Genomic DNA, 12,155 nt, shown 5'->3' on the forward strand with positions numbered 1-12,155 from the left:
GGTGATGTAGCAAGCTTGTAGTTATACTACAAGAATCGGCTTTTTGCCTGCTCAATGCGTAACTCGATGTCCCCATTTCACGCCCTGCGCGCTCCATGTAGCCCTTACAAGGGCATCGCGTCCGCACGCAGCAGTTGCAACAGGCCATCGGCCTCGACTGGCCGACTGACCAGATAGCCCTGCACTTCATCACAGCGCTCAGCCTTCAGAAACTCAAGCTGTTCCGGCCGCTCCACCCCTTCAGCCACGACCTTCAACGACAGGCCATGAGCCATGGCAATGATTGCCCGGGTGATCGCCGCATCCACTGTGCTCTCCCCCAGGCCACGGATAAATGCTTGATCGATCTTCACGTAATCCACCGGGATGCGTTTGAGGTAGCTCAGGGACGAATACCCGGTACCAAAATCGTCGATCGCCAGCTTTACCCCAAGATTTCGCAGCTGCTGGAAGGTGGCGATGATGTGCTCGACGCTGTCCAGCAAATGACTTTCGGTGAGCTCCAGCTCCAGGTTATGCGGCGCCAGGCCGGTTTCTTCCAGCACCTGACGCACCAGGCTGACCACTTTGCCCTGACGCAGTTGGTGTACCGACAGATTGACCGACACTCGAATCGGCGCAAGCCCCTGACGTTGCCACTCGCAGGCTTGCCAGCAGGCCTGTCGCAACACGAATTCGCCAATAGGGCCAATCAGTCCCGCCTCTTCGGCCAGGCCAATGAAATCCCCCGGCGGAACGTTGCCCAAGGTCGGATGATCCCAGCGCACCAGCGCCTCGGCAGCGTTCAACCGGCCTGTGGCGAGGCACAGTTTGGGTTGGTAAAACACTTTCAATTGCTTTTCTTCGATGGCCTTGCGCAGCTGATTTTCCAGCTGCCAGCGCTCCAGGGTGCTGGCCTGCAGACTGTCGGTGTAGAACTGGAAATTATTGCCGCCCAAGTGTTTGGCATGCTGCATGGCGATGTTCGACTGACTGACCAACGCGGAAATGTCCCTGGCGGTGTCCGGCAACATACTGATGCCTATTGAAGCGCTCACCACCAACTCGTGCCCCTCGACGGTCACCGGCAAACGCAGCTTGGACGACAAGCGCGTTGCCACCCGCGCCAGGCTCGACAGGTTGCCATAGGCATTGAACAACACGGCGAACTCATCGCCGGACAATCGCGCAATGGTGTCTGCCTCAGGCAACGCATTGACCAGGCGCCGAGCCATTTTTTGCAACAACTGATCGGCGATTTCATGACCAAGGCTGTCATTGAGCAGTTTGAAACGATCCAGGTTGATGTGCAGCAGCGCCAGACTGCGATAGCCGCCCTGTCGCACCCGCTGGTGAGCTTCGCCTAGCCGCTCGCGAAATAGCGAGCGGTTGGCCAGGCCGGTGAGTTCGTCGTAATGGGTCAGGTAGCGCATGCGCTCTTCAGATTCACGGCGCGCTGATAAATCGGCGAAGAAGCCCACAATATGGCTCACGCTTCCCCGAGTATCGCGTACGGTATTCAATTGCAGCCATTGCGGATACAGCTCGCCATTCTTGCGGGTTTCCACCAGCTCGCCTTGCCAGGTCCCGTGTTGCTCCAGCGCTTGATGGATCGTCGCATAATGCCGACGGGCATCACGACTGCAGGGCAAGTCGACCACATTGCGCCCGAGCATGTCCTCGATGGCATAGCCGGTGACTCGACTGAACGCCTGATTGACCGCGATCAGCGCATAGTTCGGGTCGAAAATCACGATGCCTTCGCTGGCCGCTTCGAATACGGTCGCTGCCAGTTGCCGCTGCACTTCCAGGCTTTTACTGACACTGATGTCGCGGCGGGTGCCGACCATACGGATGACCCGACCGTTGTCACTGCGCTCGACCGCTCGGCCACGGTCCTCGATCCACACCCAATGACCGTCGCCATGGCGCACGCGGTACTCAACCTGATAATCCTCGCTGCGGCCTTTCAAATGCTCGACCAGTGCGCGCTTGAGCGACGGCAAGTCATCGGGGTGCAGGCGCGGTTTGAGGTGGCGCAGCATCGCGGTGACAAACTCCGGCTCCAGGCCGAACAACTCCTGGAGGTGGGTGTGGTGCACTTCATCGGTTTGCAGGTTCCAGTCCCACAGGCCCAGCTCGCTGGCCTTCAATGCCAGCGCCAGACGCGCTTCACTCTTGCTCAAGGCCTGGTTGGCGGCGTCCAGCTCCAGGCTGCGATGGGCGATGCGGCTTTCCAGCCCGGTTTGAATCGCACGCAGTTCGTCTTCGGCACGACGGCGCTGGTCGATTTCCTTGGCCAGCTTGTAATTGAGCCGGTCGCTGTCGCTTTGAGCCTGCTGCAAGTGCTCGATCAGTGCCTGATTCTGGAAACGCCGCAACAGCCCGCTATCGATCAGCCGATTGACCTGCCAGGCGACCACGCTCAACGCGCCCAGCAGAATCAGCCCGAACCAGCCCCATCCCTGCCCCTGCTCATCGCCGCCCCAGAACAGATAGCCAATGGCCGGCAACAGGCAGGGCAAGGTAAAGGACAGGAAGGCGGGCAGGCTCACCGCATAGGCAACGCTGGCCGAAAGCGCAGCTGCACCGATCAGGCCGAACACCCAGGCTTGCTGCATGAAGTTGTCGGCGGGGACCAGCGCAATGCCGGCACCGGCCAGGGTCAGGCCGGTCAGGGCCGAACCCAGCATAAACATGCGCCGCCAGATCGGATGGGCCTGGCGGTGGGGAATCGCTGAATCGAAGGCCGCGACCTGAATCACCCGCAACGCCACCAACGACAACAACCACACCAGCCAGACGCTGACCAGGACATAGCGCGGCGGGCTCCAGAGCAACCAGGCGCAGACCAGGCCATTGATCAACATGAATAGCGTGGGCAGCAATGAGCCTTGATACAGCAGGCGCGTGCGCTCGACCGCCATTTCCATGGCGTACTGTTTGCGGATAACCCGAGGCTCCACCGCGGGGCCCGACAGGTCGGAGCTGAGGGTCATAGGCAAAGTTCTTGTTCTTATAATGATGAGCATGAGCCCGAATCGTGCACGGAGCATACACAAGCAACTGCCCGGACCAAACTGCCCCGGGTCAGAAAACAGGGGAAAATATCTGCGGTTTTGCCCGCCGTAAAAGCGTCCAGGCACGTCTCGCCATCGCCTGCAGCCGATGACCGACCGGTCGTCCTGCCCATGACTTTCATCGCCTAAAGCAAAGCGGGGTTTGCCCGGGGTGGCGCCGCCCCCTAGAATGCCCCAATGCGCGATGATCTCTCCCTTCTGCTGAACTCCCTCAACGATGCCCAACGCCAGGCCGTAGCTGCCTCCGTGGGTCGTCAGTTGGTCCTGGCCGGTGCTGGTTCCGGTAAAACCCGAGTGTTGGTGCACCGTATCGCCTGGTTGATCCAGGTCGAAAACGCCTCGCCCCACTCGATCCTGTCGGTGACCTTCACCAACAAGGCCGCTGCCGAGATGCGCCATCGCATCGAGCAGCTGATGGGTATCAACCCGGCCGGCATGTGGGTCGGCACTTTCCACGGCCTGGCGCACCGCTTGTTGCGGGCGCATTGGCAAGAAGCCGGGCTGAGCCAGACTTTCCAGATTCTCGACAGCGACGACCAGCAGCGACTGGTCAAGCGGGTGATCCGCGAACTGGGCCTGGACGAGCAACGTTGGCCGGCCCGTCAAGCCCAATGGTTCATCAACGGGCAGAAAGACGAAGGTCTGCGCCCGCAACACATCCAGGCCAGCGGCGACTTGTTCCTGGCCACCATGCGCAGCATCTACGAAGCCTACGAGGCCGCGTGCCTGCGCGCTGGCGTCATCGACTTCTCCGAACTGTTGCTGCGTGCCCTCGACCTGTGGCGCGATCATCCGGGCTTGCTTGCGCATTATCAAAAGCGCTTCCGCCACATTCTGGTGGACGAGTTCCAGGACACCAACGCCGTGCAGTACGCCTGGCTACGTCTGCTGGCCAAGGGCGGCGACAGCCTGATGGTGGTCGGCGATGACGATCAGTCCATCTACGGCTGGCGCGGTGCGAAAATCGAAAACATTTATCAGTATTCGGACGATTTTCCGGACGCCGAGACCATTCGGCTGGAGCAGAACTACCGCTCCACCGCCGGAATTCTCAAGGCTGCCAACGCCCTGATCGCCAACAATGCCGGACGCATGGGTAAAGAGCTGTGGACCGACGGCGGTGAAGGCGAAGCGATCAATCTATACGCAGCCTTCAATGAACACGATGAAGCACGCTACGTGGTGGAAACCATTGAAAGCGCGCTGAAAACCGGCCTGGCGCGCAGTGATATTGCGATTTTGTACCGTTCCAACGCCCAATCGCGCGTTTTGGAAGAAGCCTTATTGCGCGAGCGCATTCCCTATCGCATCTATGGCGGCCAGCGCTTTTTCGAGCGGGCTGAAATCAAGAACGCCATGGCCTACCTGCGTTTGCTGGAAGGTCGTGGCAACGATGCGGCGCTGGAACGGGTGATCAACGTTCCGGCCCGTGGTATCGGCGAAAAAACCGTCGAAGCGATACGCGACCATGCCCGTCACAGCGATGTATCGATGTGGGAAGCCATGCGACTGCTGGTCGCCAATAAAGGCCTGACCGGGCGCGCTGCAGGCGCCCTGGGGGCCTTTATCGAGCTGATCGAGAATCTGGCCGCCAAATGCATGGAAATGCCCCTGCACCTGATGACCCAGACGGTCATCGAGCAGTCGGGGCTGATTGCTTACCACGAAGCGGAAAAAGGCGAGAAAGGCCAGGCCCGGGTAGAAAACCTTGAGGAACTGGTCAGCGCGGCGCGCAACTTCGAAAACGCTGAAGAAGATGAAGACTTGTCGCCATTGGCAGCGTTCCTCGGTCATGCATCGCTGGAGGCGGGCGATACCCAGGCCGACGAGCACGAAGACAGCATTCAGTTGATGACCCTGCACAGTGCCAAAGGCCTGGAATTCCCTTATGTATTCCTGGTGGGCATGGAAGAAGGCCTCTTCCCGCACAAGATGAGCCTGGAAGAACCCGGCCGTCTCGAGGAAGAGCGCCGCCTGGCCTATGTCGGCATCACCCGGGCGATGCAGAACCTGGTGATGACTTATGCTGAAACCCGACGCCTGTACGGCAGCGAGACCTACAACAAGGTGTCGCGTTTCGTACGGGAAATACCGAAAGGCTTGATTCAGGAAGTGCGCCTGTCCAACAGCGTCAGCCGTCCGTTCGGCGGTGGTCAGCAGCAGAGCTCCAGCAGTCTGTTTGGTGGCAGCGAGATCCCGGACACCGGGTTCAGCCTGGGCCAGACCGTTCGGCATTCGGTGTTTGGCGACGGCGTGATCCTGAACTTCGAAGGTGCCGGGGCTCAGGCCCGGGTCCAGGTGAACTTCAACGAAGGCAGCAAGTGGCTGATGCTCGGCTACGCCAAGCTGGAAGCGATCTGACGCCAGCGATCGGCTTACTGTAGGAGCGAGCTTGCTCGCGAAAAACGTCAGGACAACGCATTCATTCAGAATGAAAGCGTCACCGTTGACGACCTTCGCGAGCAAGCTCGCTCCTACAGGGTTCATTCCTACCGAACTAAATCACAACTCCTACAGACCAAAGTACACAGGCCTTATTGCGCTGATTGAAGCTGAACAAAACCTGTCAGGCAAAAGCCCGAAACAATCTGCCGCTAGCCAGTAACACTTCACCTGTGCAACATGGCGCGCGTGCCTTCCACAAATGGGAATTCCCTTTATGAAACGTTTTCTTAGCATCGCCATGGCGTTGTGCATCGGCCTGACGATGAGCCTCGACGCCAACGCCAAGCGCTTTGGTGGCGGCAAGAGCTCCGGCGCTGCGCCGACTCACCAGACCAGCCAAATGGCTCCTTCTTCTGCCGCGGGCGGTGCTGCCGCCACTGCGGGTGCCGCCGGTGCCGCTGGCGCTGCCGCCAAGGCCGGCGGTGCTTCGCGCTGGCTCGGCCCTCTGGCCGGCATCGCTGCCGGTGGCCTGCTGGCCTCCATGTTCATGGGTGGCGGTTTCGAAGGCATGCAGATCTTCGACATCCTGATCATGGCGGTCATCGCCTTCCTGGTCTTCCGTTTCATCGCCGCCCGTCGCCGCAAGCAGCAGGAGCACCTGGCTCCGGCCGGCGCGCCGATGCAGCGTGAAGCGTTCGAACAGAAGCCAGCCGCCATGGGCTCGATCTTCGGCGGCTCGGCAGCACCTGTCGCCGCTCGTCCGGTGATCAATGCGCCAGCCTGGTTCAATGAAAAGAACTTCATTGAAGCGGCCCGCAACCACTTCCAGTCCCTGCAACAGCACTGGGACGCCAACGAAATGGACAAGATCTCCGAGTTCGTGACCCCGCAACTGCTCGAGTTCCTCAAGCGCGAACGTGCGGAACTGGGCGAAGGTTTCCAGTCCACCTACATTGATAACCTCAATGTACAGCTGGATGGCGTGGATGATCGCGCCGACAAGACCATCGCCACCCTGACCTTCAGCGGTGTGTCGAAGAACTCGCGCTTCGACCAGGGCGAAGTGTTCAGCGAAAGCTGGAACATGGAACGTCCGCAGGGCGAAAACCAGCCTTGGTTGGTCGCAGGTATCCGCCAGAACGGCTGAACCGACTTGCGTTAAACATGTCGCATAAAAAAACCCCGGCCTTGGCCGGGGTTTTCTATTTCGCGGTTGCATCTATAGCGAGCTACTGTATAAACCGCCCCATATGAACCGCGCCATCAGCAAGAGGATCCCGGACGTGGAAGAAATCATCGAACAACTGCGTGAAGCCAACGAACCGGTACCGGTCCCCTTGGAATTACCCGACGAAGACCAGATCGTGGAAATCGAGGAACAACTGTTCATCGACATCCCGTTTGTCTTCAGAGAATTTCTGCTGACCGTCAGCGACGTGGTCTACGGCAGCCTGGAGCCGGTGACCGTCACCGACCCGCAATCCCACACCTACCTGCCGGACGTTGCTGCCAACGCCTGGGATGCCGGCGTCGATCGCAGCATGATCCCTATCTGCCAGGACGGCGACAACTACTACCTGGTCGAAGAAGACGGCACCGTGGTGCTGTGGCTGGCCGAGGAAGAGCTGGTTGCCGAAGAAACCTGGGAATCGGTATGGCACTGGGCGCGGGACGTCTGGCTGGAAAGCTGAGCCGTCTGACGCGCCTCCGGTGGTCAATGCCCCGGCGAATCCTTGTGGTTGTCCAGGGTTTCCAGCAAGGCCACCTGCATGCGCGTGTGCACGCGGATGAACCAGCGCCAGAGTAGCGCCGCCACGGCGGCCGCAACGACGACTATCAGTACCAGCAACTTGTTGGTCGGCAGAATACTGGCCGACAAGGCTGCCAACAGCAGGAAGATCACCAGCAGCGAGAGAATCGGGATCACTTCGGCGATCACCCGACGCACTCGCTCTGTGTGCCGCCCGGCCATTTCCGGCTTCACCCCCATCTCCGCCAATAGCATCGACAGCGCCTTGAGCTTGCGATAGGCGGCGATCAGAAACGGCAGCGACAACAGCAGCGCCCCACCCCAGATCAACGCTTTCTGCCAGCTCGGGTCACTGATCCAGTCTTGCAGGTAAGCGGACATGCGCTCAGCGAAGTACGCGCCCGAGAAGAAGATCGCAATCACCAGCGCCAGATTGACCCCCACCTGCAACAGGATCCGCCGGATCATCGACGCCAGCAGCGCGCCCTCGCCCTGAGGCTGAATGCTACGCAACCATTCGCCGTACATGCCCAACACCCGGCTCAGGCGTTGTGGCATCACCGCCGCCAGCTTGATCGACAAGGGGTCGGCGGCACGAATCAGGTACGGCGTCATCAGCGTGGTGAGGACCGAAACCGCCACAGCCACCGGATAGAGAAAGTTACTGGTGACCTGCAAGGTCATGCCCAGCGACGCGATGATGAAGGAGAATTCGCCAATCTGCGAAAGCCCCATCCCCACCCGCAGTGAGGTACGTCCGTCGTTACCAGCGATAAAAGCGCCAAGGCCGCAGGACAGCATCTTGCCCAGCACCACGGCCACGGTGATTACCGCGATGGGCCAGGCGTATTGCAGCAGGATCATCGGGTCCAGCATCAAGCCGATCGCGACAAAGAAGATGGCGCTGAACAGGTCGCGAACCGGCTCGATCAAGCGTTCGATCTTCAGCAATTGCCGGGATTCAGCCATGATCGCGCCAATCAGGAATGCCCCGAGCACCATGCTGTATTCGAGTTTGACCACCAGCAGGCAGAAGCCGAAACACAGGCCCAGCACGGTGATCAGCAGCATCTCGTCGCTTTCGAATTTGGCCACGTAGGCCAGCAGTCGCGGGACCAGCAGGATGCCGATGACCAGTGCGACGATCATGAACAGCGACAGCTTGCCAACCGTGGAAAAGACTTCGCCGGAGCTGACCGTGCCGCTGACCGCGATGCTCGACAACAAGGCGATGATGCCGATGCCCAGGATGTCTTCGACGATCAACACGCCGAAGATCAGTTGGGCAAAGCGCTCGTTTTTCATCTTCAGGTCATTCAGGGCCTTGACGATGATGGTGGTCGAGGAAATCGCCAGGATCGCCCCGAGGAACAGCGAGTCCATGGTGTTCCAGTCGAACCAGCGACCAATCTCGTAGCCGATCCAGATCATCAGCACGATTTCCAGGAACGCTGCGATGAACGCCGTGGCCCCCACCTTGAACAGCTTGCGCAGGCTGAACTCCAGGCCCAGGCAGAACATCAGGAAGATCACCCCCAGCTCGGCAAGGGTCTTGATGGTTTCTTCGTCGTGGATCAGGCTGAAAGGCGGCGTGTGCGGGCCGATAATGAAGCCGGCGACTATGTAGCCAAGAACCACGGGCTGTTTGAAGCGATGGAACAGTACGGTCACCACACCCGCGACCAACATGATCACTGCCAAGTCCTGGATAAAACTGATGGCGTGCATGGTGTGGGCTCCTTGAGTAACGATTGCTCAAACACCAGCCCGGAAAGGTCTGATTGAGCAGAGGAAAAATCCGATTTAGATGTAGGAATTGCCTTCAGGGTGGGCATTTGAAGGGTAACACCGCGACTTCCGGCAGAAAGGCGGTGCAATATATGGAAACAGATCGTTGGGGCGTGACGGCGATCCTCCGCCCGGCGTCCCGATAACTGTGGTTTGAAAAAACCGATCACGCACCCGCAGAGGTGCGCCCTTCCGAAACCTGCCTTGATCCGTGAGAACGCTATGGAACCCGGAAACGCCCAGCTGTCGATGACGGTATTGATGACCCCCGACATGGCCAATTTTTCTGGCAATGTTCACGGCGGTACCTTGCTCAAGTACCTCGACGAAGTGGCCTACGCCTGCGCCAGCCGATATGCCGGCCGCTATGTGGTGACTTTGTCGGTGGACCAGGTGATTTTTCGCGAGCCGATTCATGTCGGCGAACTGGTGACCTTCCTCGCTTCGGTCAATTACACCGGCAACACCTCGATGGAGGTGGGCATCAAGGTGGTGACCGAGAACATCCGCGAGCGCTCCGTGCGCCACACCAATAGTTGTTTCTTCACCATGGTCGCAGTGGATGACCTGCGCAAACCGGCCCAGGTCCCGCCGCTGCAACCGCAGAACAGCGAAGACAAGCGTCGCTTCATGCAGGCCCAGCAGCGTCGGCAGATCCGGCAGGAACTGGAAAAGCGTTATCAGGAGATCAAGGACGACGCCTGAAGTTTGTTATCAGCTCAGAGACTGATCGCCATCGCCTCAAACCGCACCCGCGGATGAGCAATGCGGTCTTGCGCCCGCACCAGCTCCAGCTCGTAGCTGGCGCAGGCCTGGGTTTCCAGCAGCACTTCATGCACGGCAGACGCAGCGAATTCGAACGCCGCCACCAGGCTGTCGCCCAACAGGACGCGAGCCAGAAACAGCCCGGAGGTCAGGTCGCCAACACCCACCGGCTGACGGGGAAACGCCAGCATCGGACGACGCAGGTGCCAGCTACCCTCTCCCGTCACCAATAGCATCTCGAAAACGTCCGCCGGCTTGCCGGGATAGGCCAGGTGTTTGACCAGCACCGCCTTCGGACCCCGCGCCAGCAGCGCTCGCGCCATGGCCAGGCAATCGAACAGGGACTGCGGCCTGCGCCCCGAAAAGCTGTCCAGTTCCAACTGGTTCGGGCACATGAAATCCGCCACGGCGGCCGCTTCTTCCAGCAGGAAATCGCTCACTTCCGCCGGTACACTGCACCCCTTCTCCGGATGACCCATCACCGGATCACACAGATACAGCGCCTTGGGATTCATCGACTTGATTCGCGCCACCCCTGTCAGGATGGCCCGACCTTGGGCCGCACTGCCGAGGTAACCGGACAATACAGCATCGCAGTTGCCCAATTCGCCAATCGCGGCGATCCCTTCCACCAACTCGGGAATCTGATGCGGGGCCAGTACGTCGCCGGTCCATTGGCCATATTGGGTGTGGTTGGAGAACTGCACGGTATTGAGCGGCCAGACATTCACCCCGACCCGCTGCATCGGGAACACAGCGGCGCTGTTGCCAGCGTGGCCGAACACCACGTGGGACTGGATGGCGAGCAGATGGGGCGTACGTTTCATGCGGTCAGTTCCGTAAAACGATTGAATTCGAGCCGCGCAGTATGCGACGAAACACGGCCTGTACGACAGACCGGCGACCCAGTTAAGCTGACACTATCTTGTTGGAGCACCCTTTGATGCTGACCCTCGGAAATATCTTCGTGCTGATGTTGCTCGCCACCGGTGGCGCGTGGCTATGGCACAACCATGGCTTGCGCGAGCGGGCGCTGGAGCGGGTGATGCAGCATTGCAGCAAGCTCGGAATCGAGTTGCTGGACGGCAACGTGGCGTTGAAAAAAATCGCCTTCATCAAAGACGCCAACGATCGCCGGCGCCTGGCCCGTGTGTATAACTTCGAATTCACCGTGACCGGCGAAACCCGTCACAACGGTACCATCACTCAATTTGGCGCCCACAGCGCACAGATCGAACTGGCACCCTACCCCATGCCCTTCGACGATGCGCCTGAAGTGGTCGATGTGGTGAAGCCTCGTGCCGAGGTCATTGAGTTGAGCCAGTGGCGGCAGGAACATACCAAGTGGCGCCCATAAATCAAAAGATCGCAGGCTCCTGCCTTGAAATGCATTCCCCCGCAGGCTGCGATCCTTAGAATCTCAAGATCTCAAACGGCACTCCGCCAAAGCCCTTTGCAGCGAATCAACATCCTGCGGCTCACTGAAAATCAATTCGATCCGCGAATCCCGACGCCACTCACTGGGCCGCCACTCCAGCACGGAGTTATCCAGCGCATTCGCTGAGACCCAACCCTCGACACTGTGGATAACCAGCTTCGCCCGCCGCCAGGCAAGGCTTTCAAGCCATCGGCCAACAAGCGCCGCCTCGAATGCCTGACTCGGATGCCAACGCCAGCCAATACTCCAACCGCCCTCCTGTTCCTGACTCAGGCAAATAGGTAACGCAGGATCCTTCCAGACCGCCGGCATCTGCGCCAGTCCCTTAGGCACGCTGAAGTTATCCACACCCTCAACAGCCTGGGTTTCAAGCCCGGGTAATTCGCTCAACGGCAACTCGGCTTGCTGCGTCCAGTACAACCGACGTGCCGGCAGCTGCGCGGCGATACGCTGCCGATCAGCGGTATCGAGACCTTCCGACTTGTTCAACAGCAACAGGCCGGCGCTATTTAGCGTCTCCTGTTGAGTCGCCGGCAGCGGCTTGCCGACAGCAAGCGCCTGGGCATCCAGTACCAGTACACAAGGCTGAACGGCCAGCACCCCTTGCCACGGCGCTTCACCTAACTGCCTGAGCAACTGCGCCGGATGGCCCAGCCCCGAAGGTTCGATGAACAGCCGATCCGGCCGCGCCTTACGCAACAAGCGCCCGAGCCCGATCTGAAACGGCGCGCCATTCACGCAACACAAACAGCCCCCGGCCACTTCACCCAGTGCTATACCTTCGATGTCCCGGGTCAGCAGTGCAGCATCGAGGCCGATCTGGCCAAATTCGTTGATCAGCACCGCCCAACGTTCGTTCGGCGGTCGTTGCGCCAGCAGGTGCCTGATCAGGCTGGTCTTGCCGGCGCCCAACGGGCCGGCGATGACGTGGGTCGGGATGTTCTGCAACATGGTCGGTATTTTTCTGAGG

At 59.8% G+C, this 12,155-nt stretch carries 9 protein-coding genes; 5 read left to right on the forward strand and 4 right to left on the reverse strand.

Translation table 11 applies throughout. From position 1 onward, the window contains the following. Nucleotides 1-104 precede the first annotated feature (104 nt). Entirely contained in the window at nucleotides 105-2,978 is a 2,874-nt protein-coding gene (locus tag PMA3_RS29845; protein ID WP_064680492.1) for an EAL domain-containing protein, read from the reverse strand. A gap of 258 nt (nucleotides 2,979-3,236) precedes the next feature. On the opposite strand from PMA3_RS29845, the gene uvrD reads away from it, so the two are divergent. The 3 genes from uvrD to PMA3_RS29860 all read left to right on the forward strand — a co-directional run bounded on the left by uvrD (nucleotide 3,237) and on the right by PMA3_RS29860 (nucleotide 7,135). Beyond that, nucleotides 3,237-5,420 (forward strand): DNA helicase II, encoded by a 2,184-nt coding sequence (uvrD, locus tag PMA3_RS29850; RefSeq protein ID WP_064680493.1) that lies wholly within the window; start codon nucleotides 3,237-3,239, stop codon nucleotides 5,418-5,420. A gap of 298 nt (nucleotides 5,421-5,718) precedes the next feature. Next, complete coding sequence (locus tag PMA3_RS29855; protein WP_064680494.1) at nucleotides 5,719-6,591, forward strand: Tim44 domain-containing protein; 873 nt, start codon at nucleotides 5,719-5,721, stop codon at nucleotides 6,589-6,591. Nucleotides 6,592-6,727: 136 nt separating this feature from the next. Beyond that, a complete protein-coding gene (locus PMA3_RS29860; RefSeq protein ID WP_010465379.1) occupies nucleotides 6,728-7,135 on the forward strand; it encodes an SMI1/KNR4 family protein in 408 nt (135 codons plus the stop codon). A gap of 23 nt (nucleotides 7,136-7,158) precedes the next feature. Here the strand turns inward: PMA3_RS29860 and PMA3_RS29865 are convergent, their stop codons facing one another. Continuing rightward, on the reverse strand, nucleotides 7,159-8,922 hold the full coding sequence (locus PMA3_RS29865) for a cation:proton antiporter (protein WP_064680495.1): 1,764 nt from the start codon (nucleotides 8,920-8,922) through the stop codon (nucleotides 7,159-7,161). A 282-nt stretch (nucleotides 8,923-9,204) separates the two neighbouring features. Between PMA3_RS29865 and PMA3_RS29870 the strand changes: the two genes are divergently transcribed. Further along, nucleotides 9,205-9,687, forward strand: a complete 483-nt coding sequence (locus PMA3_RS29870; protein WP_064680496.1) for an acyl-CoA thioesterase — start codon at nucleotides 9,205-9,207, stop codon at nucleotides 9,685-9,687. 14 nt (nucleotides 9,688-9,701) lie between these two features. On the opposite strand, the gene pdxY is transcribed toward PMA3_RS29870, so the two are convergent. After that, entirely contained in the window at nucleotides 9,702-10,574 is an 873-nt protein-coding gene (gene pdxY / locus PMA3_RS29875; RefSeq protein WP_064680497.1) for a pyridoxal kinase PdxY, read from the reverse strand. 116 nt (nucleotides 10,575-10,690) lie between these two features. On the opposite strand from pdxY, the gene PMA3_RS29880 reads away from it, so the two are divergent. Beyond that, nucleotides 10,691-11,104 (forward strand): DUF3301 domain-containing protein, encoded by a 414-nt coding sequence (locus PMA3_RS29880; RefSeq protein ID WP_064680498.1) that lies wholly within the window; start codon nucleotides 10,691-10,693, stop codon nucleotides 11,102-11,104. Nucleotides 11,105-11,167: 63 nt separating this feature from the next. Here the strand turns inward: PMA3_RS29880 and PMA3_RS29885 are convergent, their stop codons facing one another. Further along, a complete protein-coding gene (locus PMA3_RS29885) occupies nucleotides 11,168-12,136 on the reverse strand; it encodes a CobW family GTP-binding protein (protein ID WP_064680499.1) in 969 nt (322 codons plus the stop codon). Nucleotides 12,137-12,155: the final 19 nt, after the last annotated feature.

Source organism: Pseudomonas silesiensis (assembly GCF_001661075.1).
GTDB classification, from domain to species: domain Bacteria; phylum Pseudomonadota; class Gammaproteobacteria; order Pseudomonadales; family Pseudomonadaceae; genus Aquipseudomonas; species Aquipseudomonas silesiensis.